At 70.0% G+C, this 16,778-nt stretch carries 18 protein-coding genes; 8 read left to right on the top strand and 10 right to left on the bottom strand.

What is annotated here, in order from left to right:
* Positions 1–58 precede the first annotated feature (58 nt).
* A complete protein-coding gene (locus ACM0M4_RS20420; RefSeq protein WP_046602377.1) occupies positions 59–952 on the bottom strand; it encodes a LysR family transcriptional regulator in 894 nt (297 codons plus the stop codon).
* Positions 953–1,036: 84 nt separating this feature from the next.
* On the opposite strand from ACM0M4_RS20420, the gene ACM0M4_RS20415 reads away from it, so the two are divergent.
* The gene (locus ACM0M4_RS20415) at positions 1,037–1,816 is read left to right on the top strand and encodes an NAD(P)H-dependent oxidoreductase (protein ID WP_003112444.1); all 780 of its coding nucleotides are present in this window, start codon (positions 1,037–1,039) and stop codon (positions 1,814–1,816) included.
* A 7-nt stretch (positions 1,817–1,823) separates the two neighbouring features.
* On the opposite strand, the gene ACM0M4_RS20410 is transcribed toward ACM0M4_RS20415, so the two are convergent.
* Positions 1,824–2,450: an NAD(P)H-dependent oxidoreductase gene (locus ACM0M4_RS20410; protein ID WP_003082512.1), complete on the bottom strand. Its 627-nt coding sequence runs from the start codon at positions 2,448–2,450 to the stop codon at positions 1,824–1,826.
* A gap of 105 nt (positions 2,451–2,555) precedes the next feature.
* On the opposite strand from ACM0M4_RS20410, the gene ACM0M4_RS20405 reads away from it, so the two are divergent.
* Together ACM0M4_RS20405 and ACM0M4_RS20400 are read left to right on the top strand one after the other, a co-directional pair.
* Positions 2,556–3,164 (top strand): TetR/AcrR family transcriptional regulator, encoded by a 609-nt coding sequence (locus ACM0M4_RS20405; RefSeq protein WP_003133652.1) that lies wholly within the window; start codon positions 2,556–2,558, stop codon positions 3,162–3,164.
* 38 nt (positions 3,165–3,202) lie between these two features.
* Positions 3,203–4,051: an aminoglycoside phosphotransferase family protein gene (locus tag ACM0M4_RS20400; protein ID WP_079741970.1), complete on the top strand. Its 849-nt coding sequence runs from the start codon at positions 3,203–3,205 to the stop codon at positions 4,049–4,051.
* Positions 4,052–4,127: 76 nt separating this feature from the next.
* On the opposite strand, the gene ACM0M4_RS20395 is transcribed toward ACM0M4_RS20400, so the two are convergent.
* Positions 4,128–4,478 (bottom strand): hypothetical protein, encoded by a 351-nt coding sequence (locus ACM0M4_RS20395; RefSeq protein ID WP_003082515.1) that lies wholly within the window; start codon positions 4,476–4,478, stop codon positions 4,128–4,130.
* 109 nt (positions 4,479–4,587) lie between these two features.
* On the bottom strand, positions 4,588–5,394 hold the full coding sequence (locus ACM0M4_RS20390) for an AraC family transcriptional regulator (protein ID WP_003082516.1): 807 nt from the start codon (positions 5,392–5,394) through the stop codon (positions 4,588–4,590).
* A 133-nt stretch (positions 5,395–5,527) separates the two neighbouring features.
* Between ACM0M4_RS20390 and ACM0M4_RS20385 the strand changes: the two genes are divergently transcribed.
* The 4 genes from ACM0M4_RS20385 to ACM0M4_RS20370 are packed head-to-tail and all read left to right on the top strand — an operon-like array spanning position 5,528 to position 8,939.
* Positions 5,528–5,725, top strand: a complete 198-nt coding sequence (locus ACM0M4_RS20385; RefSeq protein ID WP_003082517.1) for a DUF1656 domain-containing protein — start codon at positions 5,528–5,530, stop codon at positions 5,723–5,725.
* A gap of 12 nt (positions 5,726–5,737) precedes the next feature.
* Positions 5,738–6,646, top strand: a complete 909-nt coding sequence (locus ACM0M4_RS20380; RefSeq protein ID WP_003112442.1) for an efflux RND transporter periplasmic adaptor subunit — start codon at positions 5,738–5,740, stop codon at positions 6,644–6,646.
* The gene (locus ACM0M4_RS20375) at positions 6,646–8,685 is read left to right on the top strand and encodes an FUSC family protein (RefSeq protein WP_016851868.1); all 2,040 of its coding nucleotides are present in this window, start codon (positions 6,646–6,648) and stop codon (positions 8,683–8,685) included. Before ACM0M4_RS20380 ends, ACM0M4_RS20375 begins: the two co-directional genes overlap by 1 nt.
* Positions 8,682–8,939 carry a DUF2790 domain-containing protein gene (locus tag ACM0M4_RS20370; protein ID WP_003107483.1) on the top strand — a complete coding sequence of 86 codons (258 nt, stop codon included), beginning with the start codon at positions 8,682–8,684 and terminating at the stop codon, positions 8,937–8,939. The genes ACM0M4_RS20375 and ACM0M4_RS20370 overlap by 4 nt, the downstream gene beginning before the upstream one ends.
* Before the next feature lie 21 nt (positions 8,940–8,960).
* Here ACM0M4_RS20370 and ACM0M4_RS20365 read toward each other — a convergent pair whose 3' ends face one another.
* A complete protein-coding gene (locus tag ACM0M4_RS20365; protein WP_003123117.1) occupies positions 8,961–9,464 on the bottom strand; it encodes a thioredoxin family protein in 504 nt (167 codons plus the stop codon).
* 191 nt (positions 9,465–9,655) lie between these two features.
* Here ACM0M4_RS20365 and ACM0M4_RS20360 point away from each other — a divergent pair, with 191 nt between their 5' ends.
* Positions 9,656–10,438 (top strand): AraC family transcriptional regulator, encoded by a 783-nt coding sequence (locus tag ACM0M4_RS20360; protein WP_003123116.1) that lies wholly within the window; start codon positions 9,656–9,658, stop codon positions 10,436–10,438.
* 2 nt (positions 10,439–10,440) lie between these two features.
* Here ACM0M4_RS20360 and ACM0M4_RS20355 read toward each other — a convergent pair whose 3' ends face one another.
* From ACM0M4_RS20355 to ACM0M4_RS20335, 5 genes are all read right to left on the bottom strand, one after another.
* Positions 10,441–11,952: an MDR family MFS transporter gene (locus ACM0M4_RS20355; RefSeq protein ID WP_003082523.1), complete on the bottom strand. Its 1,512-nt coding sequence runs from the start codon at positions 11,950–11,952 to the stop codon at positions 10,441–10,443.
* Positions 11,942–13,093: an HlyD family secretion protein gene (locus ACM0M4_RS20350; protein ID WP_023096883.1), complete on the bottom strand. Its 1,152-nt coding sequence runs from the start codon at positions 13,091–13,093 to the stop codon at positions 11,942–11,944. Before ACM0M4_RS20350 ends, ACM0M4_RS20355 begins: the two co-directional genes overlap by 11 nt.
* Complete coding sequence (locus ACM0M4_RS20345; RefSeq protein ID WP_004348732.1) at positions 13,090–14,538, bottom strand: efflux transporter outer membrane subunit; 1,449 nt, start codon at positions 14,536–14,538, stop codon at positions 13,090–13,092. Before ACM0M4_RS20345 ends, ACM0M4_RS20350 begins: the two co-directional genes overlap by 4 nt.
* Before the next feature lie 382 nt (positions 14,539–14,920).
* The gene (locus ACM0M4_RS20340) at positions 14,921–15,805 is read right to left on the bottom strand and encodes an alpha/beta hydrolase family protein (protein ID WP_003086717.1); all 885 of its coding nucleotides are present in this window, start codon (positions 15,803–15,805) and stop codon (positions 14,921–14,923) included.
* 56 nt (positions 15,806–15,861) lie between these two features.
* Entirely contained in the window at positions 15,862–16,659 is a 798-nt protein-coding gene (locus ACM0M4_RS20335; RefSeq protein ID WP_054376198.1) for a crotonase/enoyl-CoA hydratase family protein, read from the bottom strand.
* Positions 16,660–16,778: the final 119 nt, after the last annotated feature.

Raw genomic sequence — 16,778 nt, 5'->3', positions numbered from 1 at the left:
CTTGGGCAAAGCGCGACGGTGCGTCAAACCGCGGCGACGACCGAAGCGTATCGCCGCGTTACACCGAGGCGGCGATGAGTTCGCGCAGCCAGCGATGGGCCGGATCGCGGTGCGAGCGCTCGTGCCAGAGCATGGCCAGGTCGTAGCCGGGCACCTCCAGGGGCGCCTCGACCACCCGCAACCTGTCGCGCTCGCGTACCAGTCGCGACGGCAGCAGCGCCACCAGGTCGGTGCTTTCCAGCACCGCGCGGAGGAACAGGAAGTGCGGCACCGACAACGCCACCCGGCGTTCCGCGCCGAGTTCGGCGAGCGCCTGGTCGGTGGGACCTAGGAAGCCGCCGCCGTCGGGCGAGACGATCGCCTGCTCGAGGCGGCAGAACTGCTTCAGCGTCGGTCGCCGACGCAGCCCCGGATGCCCGGCGCGCCCGGCCAGCACATAGCGCTCGCTGAACAGCCGGCGACAGCGCAGTCCCGGCGGCGCTTCTTCGAGGGTGTGGAAGGCCAGGTCGATCTCGCCGCGTTCCGCCTGCCTGACGATTCGCGTCGGCGCCAGCTCCAGCACCGCCAGGCGGCTGCCCGGCGCCTGGCGGCGAAGACTGGCGAGGATCGGCAGGAGGATCGCCGACTCGGCGTAGTCGGTGGCGGCGACGCGCCAGGTATGCCGTGACTGCGTCGGATCGAACGGCGCGGCCGGCGCCACCGCCTGCTCCAGGGCTTCCAGGGCCAGGCGTAACGGCTCGCGCAGCTCCTCCGCCCGCGCCGTCGGGCGCATCCCGCGCGGGCCGGGAAGCAGCAAGGGATCGTTGAAGATCGCCCGCAGCTTGGCCAGGTGCACGCTCACCGAGGGTTGGGAAAAATTCAGGCGTTCCGCCGCGCGCGTCACATTGTGTTCGGTGAGCAGCACGTCGAGGGTCACCAGCAGGTTCAGGTCCAGTCGCCGGAGATTAATCATCCATATACCTGGAATTGCAGATATTCATTTCAACTATATCCGGCGATGGCCGATCCTGCGCCCACCTTTTGCCGGAGACCCGCCATGAACGTACTCATCGTCTATGCCCATCCCGAGCCGCGCTCCCTCAACGGTGCGCTCAAGGACTTCGCGGTCGCCCGCCTCGAGGCGGCCGGCCATGCGGTGCAGGTTTCGGACCTCTACGCGATGGGCTGGAAGGCCGTGCTCGATGCCGGCGACAGCCTCGAGCGCGAGGCCAGCGAACGCTTCGATCCTTCCGCAACTTCCCTGCGCGCCTTCGAGAACGGTTGGCAGAGCGTCGACATCGCCGGTGAGCAGGACAAGCTGCGCTGGGCCGATACGCTGATCCTGCAATTCCCGCTCTGGTGGTTCAGCATGCCGGCGATCCTCAAGGGTTGGATCGATCGCGTCTATGCCTGCGGCTTCGCCTACGGGGTCGGCGAACATTCCGACAGCCACTGGGGCGACCGCTACGGCGAGGGCCGGATGCAGGGCAAGCGGGCGATGCTGGTAGTCACCGCCGGCGGCTGGGAGTCGCACTACGCCGCGCGCGGTATCAACGGACCGATGGACGACCTGCTGTTCCCCATCCACCACGGCATCCTGCATTACCCCGGCTTCGAGGTATTGCCGCCGTTCGTCGTCTATCGCAGCGGCCGGATCGACGCGGAGCGTTTCGCCGCGCTGAGCGAGCAGTTGGGCCGGCGCCTCGATGACCTGCAGCGCGCTGCGCCGATCCCGTTCCGCCGGCAGAACGGCGGCGACTACCTGATCCCGGCGCTGACCCTGCGCGACGAACTTGCCCCGCAGCGGGCCGGTTTCGCCATGCACCTGGCCGAATGACCTGGGGTCAGGCCTCCAGCGGCTGCGCCTGGGCGGCCCCCTGCGCGCCGCGTGCGGCGAAGAGCTGGCTGCCGATGTGCAGGGCCTGGTCCAGATGCCGGATCGGATCGGCGCTCTCCGACTCCAGCAACAGTTCGGAACGGACCACCCGTGCGCCGCAGTAATCGAAGATGCCATGGTCGATCTGGGTGCGCATCGCCCCGGCGTAGCCGTGCCGCTCGAAGGTGCCGGCATCGGCGCCGCCGACACCGACCAGCACCACGCGCAGGCGCTGCAGCTTTTTCCGCAGGTCGCCGCCGATGCTGTAGTCGAAGGCCCAGCCATTGGAGAACACGCGATCGATCCAGCCCTTGAGCAGGGCCGGCATCGACCACCAGTAGATCGGGTAGACCAGCACCAGGGTATCGGCGCGATCGATGCGCGCCTGCTCGGCGAGGACGTCGGCGGGAGGCGACGCCTGGCCGCGATGCACGGCGTGGTCGGCCAGGCCGAAGCGCGGCTCGAAGCCTTCCGCCGCCAGGTCGGCGGTTTCCGCGGAATGACCGGCGCGGACCACGCCTTCGGCGATGCGCGCGGCGAGGGCGTGGGTGAGAGAGCGAGGATGGTGATGGGCGACGACGATCAGGGCATGCATGGGCGAATTCCTCCGGGAATTGCGGGAAGGGGGGCAAGTCGATAGTCTGGGTAAAACCTACCTTCTGTAGGTTACCTTTAGTAAGTTACTTTTAGTAGGTTATCTATGTCAATGCACTCCCCAGACGACCCGTCGCCACGCCGCCGCCTGTCCCGCGACGAGCGCCAGCGCCAGTTGCTCGAGGTGGCCTGGCGGCTGGTCCGCGAAGAAGGTACCGAGGCGCTGACCCTCGGACGCCTGGCCGAGCAGGCCGGGGTGACCAAGCCGGTGGTCTATGACCACTTCGGCACCCGCGCAGGCCTGCTGGCGGCGCTCTACCAGGATTACGACCTGCGCCAGACGGCGCTGATGGAGGCTGCCCTGGAAGCGAGCGAGGCGACCCTGGAGGGGCGCGCCGACGTCATCGCCCGCGCCTATGTCGACTGCGTGATGCAACAAGGCCGGGAGATTCCCGGGGTGGTCGCGGCCCTCGCCAGCTCGCCGGAGCTGGAGCGGATCAAGCGCGACTACGAGGTTCTCTTCATGGACAAGTGCCGCGCCGTGCTGGAGCCCTTCGCCGGCGGCGGACGGCTGACCGTCGCCGCTCTGCGCGCAATGATCGGCGCCGCCGAAGCGCTGTCGCACGCGGCCGCCACCGAAGAGATCGCCCCGGAAGAGGCGCGGCGGGAACTGTACGAGGCGATCGTGGCGATGGTCGCGCGGAGTCGTCGGTGAAGGAACCGCGTGCCCTGGAGGAATATCGCCGGGCGATAGTGGCGGCCTGTCCGGAACTGGCGGACGCCACTTTCGCCATCCTGGCCTCGGGCTGGCATTCCACGGCGGTGGAGGTCGGAGGGCGCTGGGTGTTCAAGTTTCCGCGCGGCGCGGAGGCCGAGGCGGCGCTGCTGCGCGAGGCCGCCGTGCTACGCCTGGTGCGTCCGGCGGTGAGCCTGCCGGTGCCGGCGCCGCAGGTGTTTGCGGGACCGCCGCTGTTTTCCCGCCACGAGAAACTGCCTGGCGGTTACCTCCTGGGCGAGGACTACCGGCGCCTGGACGAACCCGCACGGCAGGCGGTCGGCGATGCGTTGGGGCGCTTCTACGCCGAGCTGCATCGACTGCCACCGGCGCGCATGCGGGCGGTTGGAGCCTTGCCGGTGCGTCCCTGGGAGTCGCCCGCGGCGATGCGCAGGCGCGCCTTGCCGCTGCTGCCTGCGGCAAGGCGCGAACGCGCGGAACGCTTGGTGCGGGAATATGCCAAGCTGCCTGCCGATCCGCTGGGTTCGATCTTCGGCTTCTTCGACGGCCATGGCTGGAACATGGCATTCGATAGCGAGGCCGGGCGGTTGAACGGTGTGTACGACTTCGCCGACGCGGGCATCGGTCCGCTGCACCAGGAATTCATCTATTCCGCGTTCATCGATGCCGACCTCACCGAGCGCATCGTCGCCGCCTACGAGCGCTTCAGCGGTCGGCGCCTGGAGCGTCGGCGGATCGCCTTGCTGACGGCGGCGCATCGGCTGTCGGAGTTGGCCGAGCTGGCCGACGACCCGCGCCATCTGCCGGACATGCTCGCCGGCGCCCTCGACGGCCTGGCCCTGGCGGAGGCGCAGGGCCTGGCCTGATGAGGGGACGCGCGGTCGTGCTGGGCAGGACGGATATGCCCGCGTGCGGACATTCGCCGCGAAGTACCGCTACCGCTCAGAGATAGGCTTGCGCGCGGCGCCGCGAGCGCGGCATGCGGTTCTTCCCGGACAATTCGTTGAGACGCGCCTGCCAGGCCTTGCGGGCGGCATCGCGGTCCTGGCGCTGCGCGGCGGCGAGCCTGGCCTCGGCTTTCGGCCGCGGCGCGGCCTTGTCGATCACTGGCGCAGCGGCGGTGGGGGTGACAGGGGCACTGGCCGGAGCGGCGTTTTCCTGGGCCTGGGCGAAGGCGTTGGTGCGCCGGCAGGTCTTGCAACTGACCTGGCCGACGTCGCTCGAGCCGTTCACGTTGCTGTCGCCGCGCCCGCAGGCTGCCTGGCCGGATTCGCTCAAGAAGTGCGTAACCATCTGATCCTCCTGGAGAAAAAAGGGCGGCATTATTCCCAGAAGTGTCTTCGAGTGCCAGCCTCGGGGGAGAACAGCTGACGAACTGCAAGACCTTTCCGTCGACCTTCGTTCAGTCGGCTGGCCGCCGCATGCTGTCGCGCACGTAGCGGGCCGGGGGGCTGCCGAGCGCCTTGCGGAACATGCCGATGAACGAGCTGACCGACTCGTAGCCGAGGATCTCGGCGGTGCGTTGCACCGAAACGCCGGCGGACAGTTGCTGCAGGGCGATGATGATCTGCAATTGCTGGCGCCACTGGCCGAAGGTCATGCCGGTCTCCCGGCGCACCATCCGCGCCAGGGACCGCTCGCTCATCGCCACTCGCCTGGCCCATTCGGCCATGCTGGCGCGGTCGCCGGGGGCGCGGGTCAGTTCGTCGGCGATGCGGCGCAGGCCGCGGTTGTCCGGCAGCGGCAGGTAGAGCTGTTCGGTCGGCGCCTGTTCCAGGAGTTCCAGCAGCACCCCGGCGAGACGTGCGAGCGGGCCGTCGTGCGGATAGTCCTGCGGTTGCGCGCTCAGGTGCAGGATCAGTTCGAGGACCAGCGGCGACAGGGCCAGGGTGCAGCAGTCGCTCGGCAGGCGTGCCGCCCCCGGCTCGACGAAGAGGAAGCAGACCTTGCCGTTGGCGGTGACCCGGTTGCTATGGGCGATGCCGCCGGGAATCCACACACCGAAACCGGCCGGCACCATCCACAGGCCATCGGGCACCGTGCAGGTGATGCCGCCGCGGCAGGCCACCACCAGCTGGCCCTTGCGATGCCGGTGCACCGGCACTTCGGTGTCGTTGTGCCGGGCCTCCAGCTGCAGGGCCAGGGCCGGCTGGCCGAGCGCGTCGGGATCGAAGCGTTGGGCGAGGTAGGTCTGCGGTTCACGGCTCACGGCAGGTCCTGTGGTTGTCCGAATTCGATTATTTTCTGGCTGAGTAGTCGATATTTGCAAATCGCCACGACCCGTAGCCTGTGCTCCTCAACCCGACAGGAGCGGCCGACCGCTCCGCGCCCTCGATACCCTGGTGCCCTGCATGCTGAGCGAAGTCTCCGTTTCCGGCCTCTACGTGCCGCCATTGTTCCTCTACCTGTGCCTGGCGATGCCGCTCTACCTGCTGCTGGAGCGCCTCGCCTGGCGCTGGCTGGAATGCGCCTGGCATCCCGGCCTGCTGCGTTTCTTCCTGTCGTTCATCGTGCTGTCCGTGCTGGTGCTGAAGTTCTGAGCCGAGGTCCCCATGTCCATCGTTCGTCTTTCCAAGGTGGCTGCGACCTTCGCCTGCGGCCTGCTCGCCCTGTGCCTGGCGTTGCAGTTGTGGCAAGCCTACGTGCTGGCGCCCTGGACCCGCGACGGGCGGGTCAGCGCGCAGGTGATCCGCATCGCGCCGGAAGTCTCCGGCAGCGTCGAGGCGGTGTTCGTCGCAGATAACCAGCGGGTGGCCCGCGGCGATCCGCTGTACCGCATCGATCCGCGCAGCTATCGCCTGGCCGTGCGCCAGCGCGAGGCGGAGCTGGAGCAGGCGCGGGAAACCCTGCGCCAACGTGACGAGCAATGGCGCCGACGCATGCAGTTGGCCGGCGCGGTTTCGCGCGAGGAGGTCGCCAACGCCGGTCGCGCCCTGCGTATCGCCCGCGCCCGCGCCGAGGCCGCCGGGGCGGCGCTCGACCAGGCGCGGCTGGACCTGCGGCGCAGCGAGTTGCGCTCGCCGGTGGACGGCTATGTGACGCAGTTGCGCGTGCAGCCCGGCGATTACGCGGCGGCGGGCCGGACCAACATCTTCATCGTCGATCGGCGAAGCTTCTGGGTCACCGGCTATTTCGAGGAAACCAAGCTGCGCAATGTACAGGTCGGCGCGCCGGCGACGATCAAGCTGATGGGGTTCGATCCGCTGCTCGACGGCCATGTCGCGAGCATCGGTCGCGGTGTCGCCGACCTCAACGAAAGCCGTGCCGACAGCGGCCTGCCGCAGGTCAGCCCGAACTTCAGCTGGATACGCCTGGCGCAGCGCGTGCCGGTGCGCATCGAACTCGACCGGGTACCGGCGGGCGTGGTGCTTGCCGCCGGCATGACCGGCAGTGTCGAGGTGCTGCAGGCGGGGACCGCGCGGCACTGGCGGCTGACCCGCTGGTTGCAGGAGTACCTTTGATGGCGGCGTCGGCGTCCGGCGGGCGCGATTGGTACGCGGCGTTGCCGTTGCCCTGGCGGACCGACAGCCTGGACTACGTGCTGCGCAGCATCGGCGCTGCCGCTCTGGCGCTCGGCCTGGGGCTCTACCTGCAACTGGATTCGCCGTTTTCCGCGGCGTCCACTGTGCTGTTGCTGATCAATCCGGTGCAGGGAGCGGTGGTCGGCAAGGGCTGGTGGCGCGCCGTGGGTACCCTGGTCGGCACGCTCGCTGCCTTCGTCCTGACCGCGCTGTTCACCCAGAAGATGCTGCTGTTCGTCGTCGCCCTGGGTTTCTGGCTGGGTCTCTGCGTCGGCGTCATGAGCCTGGTCCGGCACTTCTACGCCACCGCCGCGGTGGTCGCCGGCTACACCGTGTGCCTGGCGCTGGGACCGGCCATGGTCGAGCCCGAGGCGGCCTTCGAGCACATCGTCACCCGCGCCTCGGCGGTAATCGTCGGGGTCTGCTGCCTGAGCCTGGTGACCGTGCTTTTCAGCCGCAGGACCGTGTCCGGGCGGGTGCGCCAGCGTCTCGTCTCGCTCTGCGCGGCGACGCTGGCGCTGGTCGCTGCGCGGCATGCCGGTGCGGCTGACGGGGAACTGGAGCGCCGTCGCCGGACGCTGGCCGGCGAGGTCTACGCGGTAGACGACCTGCTGGGTGTCGGTCGCGCCGAGTCGCGGGCGCTGAGCGCTGCGCTCCCGGCGATCCGCGGTGGCCTGGCGGCGCTGTTTTCCACGCTGATGGAGTTCCGCTTCGCCGGCGAGACGCATTGGGCCCGGCGCTTGGCGGAGCGTGGACTGGCGCTGCCGATGGCCGACGACCTGCGCCTGCTGGGCGGCCAACTGGATCGCGGCGAGCTCGACTTCGCCGGCGCCGCGCGACGGCTCGCGAGCTTGCGCGGTCGCCTGGCGGCGATTCGGCGCGGACTTCCGACAGACCAAGCGGATGCCTGTCGCGAAGGGCTGTTCATGGAGCGTCTCGACGAGCAACTGGATGACCTGCAGGCCGCCCTGCGGGGGTTCGCCCGGCTCGACGGCCGGGCCCGCGCCGACGTCCGCCCAGCGGCCTTCCATCGACATTACCGCGAGGCCTTGCGCAACGGCGCGCGAGCCTGGCTGGCGATGCTGGTCGGCGGCGCCCTGTGGTTCCTCAGCGGGTGGGACCAGGGGCCGACCCTGCTGGCGGTGCTCGGCCCCTACTGCACGCTGCTGGCAGCCTCGCCCTTTCCCGCCGAGGGCACGCGCAATTTCATTCGCGGCACGCTCTACGCGATACCTGCCGCATTGCTCTGCAAATTCCTTCTGCTACCGCTGATCAACGGCTTTCCATTGCTGCTGCTGTGCCTCGCCTTCTTCTGGTCGTTCGGTATCCAGGCCACCACAGTGCCCAGGCGGGCGTTGCAGGGAATCGCCTACCTGATCGCCTTCAACACCCTGGTCGCCACCGGCAATCTCGCCCGCTTCGATTTCGGCGACTTCGCCAACCAGTCCTGCGCCTGGGTGCTGGCGCTCTGCATCAGCCTGCTGGTCTACCGCCTGCTGCCGAAGGACCTGGAACGGCATTCGGCGTCGCTGCTCGACCATCTGCGCCGCGAGACCCTCGCCTTGCTGCGTCGTCGCGCCGGTTTCGACGCGCATGCCTGGCAGGCCCGCCAGCAGCATCGCATCGCCCAGTTGGGCGCGCTGCATGGCATGGAACATCCGCGCAGCGCGCTGGCCCTGCGCCTGGGCTTCGTATCCCTGCAACTCGGCCGCGAGTCGCGGCGCCTGTGGCGCGCCCTGGCCGGGCTCGACCCGGCCGCCGCGGAGGCGCGGTGGATCGAGCGCGCACTGCGAGCCATCGCCGTCCGCCATCGCGATCCGCCGCTCGCCGCGCGGCACGCACGCCGTGCCGGCGCCCGCCTGGCGGCCGCCGGCGAGTGGCGCCTGGCCGCGATCCTCACCGACCTCGCCTGGTTGCTCCGGGCCTATTCGCAAAGCGTCTCGTCCGACGGGGCGCAGCATGGAGAAAAGACCTCATGAAAACCTCGTTCTTGCTGGCCTTGCTGCTGTCCTGCTGGTCCCAGGTCCAGGCGGCGGACGACGACGGGAAAGAGTTGCCGCCGATCGAGCGCTACGACTACGGCATGCCGCTGGACATCGAGCGGGTGCTTTCCGTCACGCCGGTGCCGGCCACCTGTGGCGTGGTGCCGCTGGTGATGCTCTACCGCGACAGCGCCGGACGCCTACATCGCTTGCAGTACCGAGGCCTTGGCGCGGGCTGTTCGCGGCACTGAGAAGCGGGCGCAGGCGCTGTCTCAGCGCGCCGCGCCTTCGATGATCGCCAGGACGTCGCCGATGGCGTGCTCCAGGTAGTCGCCCGCCTTGTACGCCGCAAGCGCCTGCGGACCGCCGTCGAGCACCGCCTGCGGCCGTTCGACGAAGCGTCCGAGCAGGTTGAACTCCTCGTCCAGCACCAGTACCAGCGGAATCGGGATTCGCTCCAGCGCCAGGCGCTGGCGCAGGTCGTCCTCGGCGCGGCCCTTGGAAATGATCGCCAGCTCGATGTTCGGTTGCAGGCGCTGCGCGAAGTCCAGCGCGGCCAGGTTGATCTGGCAGTCCGGGCACCACATTTCCCCGGCGACCAGCAGGCGATAGCGCCGTTCGATGCGTTGCAGGCGTTCCGTCAGCGCGCTCGGCAGCCCGTCGCTTTCCAGCTTCTGCCGGAACCGCGCGACCGCGCCCTGTTCCGTGGCCAGGCCATGGCCGACGAAGGCGGCGAAGTCTTCTCCGATATCGAACAGTTCCGCGTAAGAGGCCATGCTGGTTTCGCTCCTGTGCTTGGGGAGGGATGGCGCGGCGGATACGCCAGGTAGTCGCGCCACGCCGGGGCGGCCAGGGTAGCGCGCTCGCCGCGTCGCGGCGAGCGCCGGCGTGCTTCGCCGGGACTGGTCGTTAGCATGGCGCGGCTGGTAAAAAGACAGCGCCCCCACTGCCCGCCAAGGCCCGCCCGATGCTGATCGACCTGCCTTCCACCCGTCCGGTCTTCGCCTATGCCCAGGATTATCTCCACGGCGAGCGCGTCGAGCTGCACCGGCATTCGCGCGCGCAATTGATCCATGCGCTCAGCGGGGTGGTCACGGTCGGCACCGCCGAGGGCACCTGGGTGGTGCCGCCGGGACGCGGTGTCTGGTTGCCGGCCGGTATCGAGCATGGCCTGCGTTTCGCCGGCCAGGTGCGCATGCGCACCTTGTTCATCGCCCCGCAGGCGCGCCACGACCTACCGCGGGACTGCCGGGTGGTGGACGTGCCGCCGTTGCTGCGGCAATTGATCGTCGCGGCGATGCGGATCGCCCCGGACTACCCGCCGGGTGGCCGCGACGAGCGGGTGATGGAGCTGATCCTCGATGAACTGCGGGTGCTGCCGATCCTCGCCCTGCACGTGCCACAGCCGGTCGATCCGCGACTGGCGGCGCTGTGCCGCAGCCTGCGCGCCGAGCCGGCCGCCGACTGGAGCCTGGGCGATGCCGCGCGTCGCCTGGGCGTCAGCCCACGGACCCTGACCCGCGCCTTCCAGCGCGAAACCGGTCTCAGCTTCGTCCAGTGGCTGCGGCGCATGCGCCTGCTCGCCAGCCTCGATGCGCTGGCGGCAGGGCACTCGATCCTCGAGGTCGCACTGGACCTCGGCTACGACAGCCAGAGCGCCTTCAGCGCCATGTTTCGCCGGACCCTGGGCGTTTCGCCGAGCCTCTATTTCGGCCGCGGCGCCGCCTACGGAGTGGCCGAGGGCGACTGAGTTCAGTCCTTCTGGCGCAGCATCAGCGAGGCCAGGGCGCAGGCCAGGAGCGCCACGCAGGAAAGGTAGAAGGCGTCGGAGTAGGCCATCAGGTAGGCCTGCTGGCGCACCCCGTGGTCGAGCAGGGCCAGCGCCTGCTGCTGCTCCGGCAGTTGTATCCGCACCTGGCCACCGCCCAGGCGCTGCTGCAGGGCGCCGTCGAAGATCGTCAGGGTCTCGCCGATCCGCTCGGAGTGGAAGCGCTCGCGCAGCGAGACCAGTTGCGTCAGCAGCGCGGTGCCGATCGCGCCGCCGAGGTTGCGCAGCATCGAGATCAGCGCCGAGGCCGAGCCGGCCTGGGCCTTGTCCAGGCCCTTCACCGCCAGTACCGAGAGCGCGACCATGATCAGCGGCTGGCCGATGCCGCGCACGACGATGGAGGGGATGATCACGTTGCGTCCCGCGTCGGCGTTCAGGTGCGCGCCCATCCAGCAGCCCAGGGCCATGATCGCGAAGCCGCCGGCCACCAGCAGCTTGGGGTTCAGCCAGCGCATCAGGCGCGGCAGCAGCGGCGCCAGGAGCAGTTGCACGAGGCCGTAGAGGATCAGGCTGTCGCCGATCTGCCGGGCGTTGAAACCCTGCAACTGGGACAGGTAGTTGGGCACCAGGAACACCAGGCCGAAGGTCGCCGCGCCGAACACCGCCATCGCCAGGCTGGACACGCCGAAGTTGTAGCTGCCCAGCAGGCGCAGGTTGATGAACGGCCGCGCGCCCCACAGTTGGCGCTGTACGAAGAGCAGCAGGGCGAGCACGGCGAGGACGGCGAAGGTGCGGATGAAGCCGGACTCGAACCAGTCGCGGCGGCCACCTTCCTCCAGCACGATCTGCAGCGCGCCGAGGCCGGCGACCATCGCGCCGATGCCGAGCCAGTCGGCCTGGCGCAGGCGTTCGCGGTCGCCGTCGCGGGGGCGGATCGACCAGGCCACCGCGGCCAGCAGGGCGATCCCCGGCAACAGTTGCAGGAGAAAGATCCAGCGCCAGGAATAGGCATCCGCCAGCCAGCCGCCGATCGACGGGCCGGCGGCCTGGGCCACACTGTTGGAAAGGCTGAACAGCGCCATGCCGAGGGGTATCCGGCTGGACGGCAGCTCGGTGAGGATCAGTTGCATCGACAGCGGGATCAGCACCGCCCCCGAAGCCCCCTGGATCACCCGGATCAGGATCAGCGTCGACAGGTTCGGCGCCAGCGCGCAGCTCAGCGAACTGAGCAGGAACACCAGCGAGCCGAGGAGCATCACCCGGCGCAAGGAGAACACTTCCACCAGCCAGGCGGTAAGCGGGATCATACTGATTTCCGCGACCAGATAGGCGGTGGAGATCCACGAGCCCTCCTCGAAGGTGGCTCCCAGCGCGCCTTCTATCTCCGGCAGCGCCGCGCTGGTGACGTGCACGTTCATGCCGGCCATGAAGCAGCCGAACAGGCCGCCGGTGACGGCGACCCAGGCACGCAGCGATACCTTGTCGTCAGCGCTCATCGGCGGAGGCTCCGTCCGGTTCGCGAGTGTCCACGGTGGCGATCACCGACATCCCCGGAAGCAGCCGGCCCCGCTCGGCGGCGTCGGCGTCCAGGCGGATACGCACCGGGAAGCGCTGGACGATCTTGGTGAAGTTGCCGGTGGCGTTGTCCGGCGGCAGCAGCGCGAATACCGCGCCGGAGGCCGGCGCCACGCTGTCGACGCGGCCGCGCCAGCGGCGGCCGAACGTGTCCACCTCCAGCTCTACCGGTTGCCCGGGACGGATGCGTTCGAGCTGGGTCTCCTTGTAGTTGGCCACCACGTAGGCCTGCTCCAGCGGCACCACCGCCAGCAGCGGCAGCCCCGGCGTGACGTACTGGCGCAGGCGCACCTTGCGCTGGCCGACGCGGCCGGCGAATGGGGCGCGGATTTCGGTATCGTCCAGGGCGTGGCGCGCCAGTTCGCGCGCCGCCGCGGCTTCCTGCAGCTCCGCCTGGCGCTGGGCGAGCGCCGCCTCCGCCTCGCGTCGCCGGCTCTTCAGTACGTCCTTGGCGGCGCGCTGGCGGCCTTCCTCGGCGCTTGCCCGCCGCGCCGCCGCCCGCGCTCGCTGGTGCGCCGCGTCGGCGTTCTCCAGGCGCTGGCGACTGGTGGCATGCTCGTCGGCCAATTGCCGGTAGCGTCGCCAGTCGGTCTCGGCGCGGCGCCATTCGGCTCGCGCCGCTTCGCCATCGGCGCGGGCGCGGCTGATCGTCTGCGCCTGCTCCAGCAGTTGCCGATCGAGGGTCTCCAGCTTCGCGCGCTGGGCTTCCAGCGCCGCCTGCGCCGCCGCTTCGCGGGCCTCGGCGGCGCGCAGGCGCTGGCGGAAGTCGCGCGGGTCCAGGCGCAGCAGCAGGTCGCCGGCCTGGACGTCGGCGTCGTCGGCCACCAGCACCTCGGCGACGTAGCCGGAGACCTGCGCGCTGACCGCCACCCAGTCGGCGCGTACATAGGCATCGTCGGTGCCCTCCAGGAAGCGTCCGCTGCTCCACCACCAGGCCAGCAGGGCGGCGAGCGCGATGGCGCCGGCGAGGCCGCTCAGCAGCCAGGTTCGGCGCCGGCGCGTGGCTGCTGGCATGGTTTCGCCAGTGGTGTGTTCGATGGGTTCCCTGATTGCCTGGTTCATTGTCCGTTTTCCTGGTGGGAGGGGCTGGGAGCGGCTTGCCAGCCGCCGCCGAGAGCCCGGAACAGTTCGACCTGGCGCTCGGCGACGCGCATCTCGGCGTCGACCAGGCGCGCCCGGTCGGCGACCAGGCTGCGTTGGCTGTCGAGCAGCTCGAGGGCATCGAGGGCGCCGGCGCGATAGTTGCTGCGCGCCAACCGGTAGGCGTGGCGCTGCTCGTCGAGGGCACGCTGGAGGTCGGCACGCCGCTGGCGCTCGCCGGCATACAGCGCCAGGGCACGCTCGACCTCGCGCAGGGCGCCGAGCACCGCTCCGTCGAAGCGCGCCAGGGCGGCGTCGCGCTCTGCCGCTGCGCTGTCCAGGCGGCCTCGCGCGCTTTCCCGGTTGGGGAAGCGCCAGCTCAGCAGCGGGCCGGCCGCGTAGGCCAGCGCGCCGCTGCCGCCGAGGCCGGCGAGGGTCACTGCGGAGGTTTCGGCGCCGACGGCGAAGCTGATGCGCGGGTACAGCTCGGCTTTGGCCAGCGCGCGCCGGGCGTCGGCGGCGGCGAGCCGGCGCTCGGCCGCGCGGACGTCCGGGCGGCGCGCCAGCAGGCTCCAGCCGTCGCCGGTGGGCAGGGCACGGCGCAGTTGCGGTATGCCGGCGCAGGTCGCGGCAGGAGCGTCCAACTGGCGCGGCGAGCGCCCGCTGAGCAGCGCCAGTTCGTAGAGTGCCGCGCGCCGCCGCGCCTCGAGCATCGGCAGCGCGGCGCGGGTCCGCTCGCGCAAGGCCAGCAGCCGGCGTCGCTGCAGCTCGCTGGAAAGGCCGGCGGCGAGCTGGCGTTCGCTCAGCGCCAGGCTCGCGTCGAGTAGACCGACCGATCGGCGTTGTACCTCTGCCCGTCGCGCCAGGGCGCAGGCGCGGACGTAGGCGAGGGTGGTCTGGCTGGCCACGCTGACCCTGAGCAGGTCGCGCGCCGCTTGCGCCGCTTCGGCATCCGCCTTCGCCGCGGCGATGCGGGCGCGGACTTCGCCCCACAGGTCCAACTGGTAGGACAGGTCGAGGCGGGCGGTGTGTTTCCACTGGCTGCGCAGGTCCTCGTCGGTGGCTTCGGCGAGGGTCTGGTCGTCGCCGTCGCGCCCATACTGGTAGCCATAGCCGACCTCGGTCCGTGGCCAGCGTTCGCCCTGTGCGCCGCGCAGATGACCGAGGAGCGCGCGGGCATGGGCATCGGCTGCGGCCAGGTCGCGGTTGTGGCGCAGCGCGGCGGCCACCAGGTGGTTCAGCCCAGGGTCCTGGTAGAGCGTCCACCACTGGGCGGGCAGCGCGTCGCCGCGGGTTCCCGCCACCCTCGACAGGCCAGGGTCGAGGCTTTCCGCGCGTGGCGCGGGTTGGTTGCGGTTCGCGCAGCCCAGCGCGGTGGAGATCCCCAGCGCCAGCGCCACGCAACGCAGATGACTGGCAAGCGGCATTGCCCTGCTCCCGTGTCTGAAAGAGCGGGGAACGGTAAGGCAGGCGCAGGCGGCCTGCGCCGGCAAAAGCGCCAGTCATCGTCGCGAAATGGACAGTCGGCGGATTTTTCAGCGTTGTCGCATCAGGTACGGGCCGCAGCCCAGGGCCAGCAGCCCGGCCGGGATGGCCAGCAGGGAGATGCGGGCGATCTGCCGGGAGTAGCGGTTCACCCCGGCAAAGCTGTCGGCCTTGGTGGCGGTCTCCCGGCGAAACCCCGGTCGCGGCTTTCGGCGCGGCTGCGTTCGAGAAGGAACTCCACGGCGACCACGCCCAGCCAGAATGCGACGGCGAACAGGCGAAGGGACAACGGCAACGGGTGCATGGCGCGCGCTCGCTGGTCTTTCAGGCGTTCTCCGGATGCCGTCTCAGCCAGCGCAGGGCGTCGTCCCACAGCGCCTCTGCACCGGCGCGGAAGTAGCCCATGTGTCCGAGCGGTCCACCGTCGGGTCGCAGGTCGAGGGTTTCCAGCGGTGCGTTGCGGTAGGCCTCGACGAAGGCGTCCCGCGAGCGCGGCGGTGCCCAGGGATCGTCCAGGGCGGTGGCGAACAGACAGGGCGTGCGCACTGCGGCGTAGCGCTGGTGGAGGTGGCGCATCGCCGGGTCGTCGAAATAGTAGCGGGGATGGCGGCACCAGCGCTTCCAGTCGCGGTAGACCCCCAGCGGCAGGTCGTCGCCCATGCCCAGCAGGCTCCAGGCCATGTAGCCTTTCCAGGCCACCAGCGGCGGCAGCACCAGGGTCCACAGCAGGCGCACCTTGAGCGCTTCGCGGCGCGACATCCAGCCGCTCCAGCCGGCGCCGCTGCCGAAGCTGTAGCAGGCGGCGAGCCGCCCATGGTCGGGCAGCAGGCCGATGGCGTGGCCGCCGAAGGAGTGGCCGATCCAGTACAGCGGCCGCTCCTCCCGGCCGAGCAGCTCGACGGCGGCGGCGAGGTCCCGGTAGGCCCAGTCCAGGTAGGACATGGCGAAGCCCTTCAGGCTTGCCGGCGCGGATTCGCCGATGCCGCGATAGTCCAGGGTGAGTACGTCGAAGCCCTGGCGCGCGGCGTGTTCGGCGAAACGCCGGTAGAAGCGCTGGGCGACGCCCGTCGCGCCGGCCACCAGCAGGTTGCCATGGGCGTGGCCCGGCGCGTGGTAGCGGTAGGCGGACAGCGGATAGCCGTCGGTCGCGGGCAGGGCCAGGCGTTCCATCCGCACCGGCGCTGCGGAATGTTGAGTCAACGAAGTCATGTCGGTTTCCGCAGGAGAGATGGAGCGGAGCGACCGGGGGTCGACCCGCAGGGGAGCTAGCGGCCTTTGAACGCCGGCGCGCGCTTTTGCACCATCGCCAGCACGCCCTCGCGGACGTCCTCGCTGCCGATCAACGCGGCCAGCGACTCGTTGACCCGCGACAGCGCCGCATCGTCCCCCTCGTCGCGCCCCTGGAACGCCGATTGCAGCGCGGCGCGCACCGCCAGCGGCGCGGCCCGGGCGATCCGCTCGGCGTATTCGAGGGCCCGTGCCAGTTCCTCGCCGGGTTCCACCACCTCGGTGAGCAGGCGCATGCGCAGGGCTTCGTCGGCATCGAACTCATCGCCGGTGAGGATGTAGCGCATGGCGTCGGTCCAGCCCGCCGCGCGCGGGAAGCGCACGGTGGATCCGCCCAGCGGCGGGATGCCGCGTAGCACCTCCAGATGGGCGAAGCGCGTGCCGCGCGCGGCCACCGCGATGTCGGCATTGAGCATTAGCTCTATCCCGGCGGTCCAGCAGGTGCCTTGCACCGCGACCACCAGCGGCTTGCTCCGACGCGGCTGGAGCACGCCCCAGGGATCGACGCCGCCGTCCGGATAGCGGAAACCGCTGGCGGCGAGCTTCGATGCCAGTTCCATCAGGTCGAGCCCTGCGGTGAAGTGCTCGCCATGGGCGAAGAGCACGGCACAGCGGGATTCCTCGCTGCGCTCGTATTCACCCATGGCCAGCGCCAGGTCCGCCAGCATTGCGCTGTCGAAGGCGTTGCGCTTGCCCGCGCGGTCCAGGCCGATGAGAAACAGATGACCGCGCTGCTCTCGGGTGACGCGGCCCGGGCCGCTGTTGGCTTCGCTCATGATGCCTCTCTCCTGTGCTTGGGTTGGTGGAGCGGAAACTTCTTCTAGTTACCTACCGAGCATTCGGTTTGTAAAAACTAAACAAACATTCGGTAACCGTCAAATTGAGGCGCCAAGGC

This window comes from Pseudomonas sp. 18-147, assembly GCF_051048045.1.
Taxonomy (GTDB): domain Bacteria; phylum Pseudomonadota; class Gammaproteobacteria; order Pseudomonadales; family Pseudomonadaceae; genus Pseudomonas; species Pseudomonas aeruginosa.
Note: the sequence above shows the minus strand (reverse complement) of the source record. Positions and strands in the feature narration are given on the sequence as shown.

Excerpts from the sequence above, each read along its gene's own strand:
- ACM0M4_RS20345 (WP_004348732.1), bottom strand. The coding sequence starts at position 14,538 with ATGCCGCTTGCCAGTCATCTGCGTTGCGTGGCGCTGGCGCTGGGGATC.
- ACM0M4_RS20405 (WP_003133652.1), top strand. The coding sequence starts at position 2,556 with ATGTCAATGCACTCCCCAGACGACCCGTCGCCACGCCGCCGCCTGTCC.
- ACM0M4_RS20360 (WP_003123116.1), top strand. The coding sequence starts at position 9,656 with ATGCTGATCGACCTGCCTTCCACCCGTCCGGTCTTCGCCTATGCCCAG.
- ACM0M4_RS20410 (WP_003082512.1), bottom strand. The coding sequence starts at position 2,450 with ATGCATGCCCTGATCGTCGTCGCCCATCACCATCCTCGCTCTCTCACC.
- ACM0M4_RS20415 (WP_003112444.1), top strand. The coding sequence starts at position 1,037 with ATGAACGTACTCATCGTCTATGCCCATCCCGAGCCGCGCTCCCTCAAC.
- ACM0M4_RS20335 (WP_054376198.1), bottom strand. The coding sequence starts at position 16,659 with ATGAGCGAAGCCAACAGCGGCCCGGGCCGCGTCACCCGAGAGCAGCGC.
- ACM0M4_RS20340 (WP_003086717.1), bottom strand. The coding sequence starts at position 15,805 with ATGACTTCGTTGACTCAACATTCCGCAGCGCCGGTGCGGATGGAACGC.
- ACM0M4_RS20380 (WP_003112442.1), top strand. The coding sequence starts at position 5,738 with ATGTCCATCGTTCGTCTTTCCAAGGTGGCTGCGACCTTCGCCTGCGGC.
- ACM0M4_RS20355 (WP_003082523.1), bottom strand. The coding sequence starts at position 11,952 with ATGAGCGCTGACGACAAGGTATCGCTGCGTGCCTGGGTCGCCGTCACC.
- ACM0M4_RS20370 (WP_003107483.1), top strand. The coding sequence starts at position 8,682 with ATGAAAACCTCGTTCTTGCTGGCCTTGCTGCTGTCCTGCTGGTCCCAG.
- ACM0M4_RS20375 (WP_016851868.1), top strand. The coding sequence starts at position 6,646 with ATGGCGGCGTCGGCGTCCGGCGGGCGCGATTGGTACGCGGCGTTGCCG.
- ACM0M4_RS20365 (WP_003123117.1), bottom strand. The coding sequence starts at position 9,464 with ATGGCCTCTTACGCGGAACTGTTCGATATCGGAGAAGACTTCGCCGCC.
- ACM0M4_RS20395 (WP_003082515.1), bottom strand. The coding sequence starts at position 4,478 with ATGGTTACGCACTTCTTGAGCGAATCCGGCCAGGCAGCCTGCGGGCGC.
- ACM0M4_RS20420 (WP_046602377.1), bottom strand. The coding sequence starts at position 952 with ATGATTAATCTCCGGCGACTGGACCTGAACCTGCTGGTGACCCTCGAC.
- ACM0M4_RS20350 (WP_023096883.1), bottom strand. The coding sequence starts at position 13,093 with ATGAACCAGGCAATCAGGGAACCCATCGAACACACCACTGGCGAAACC.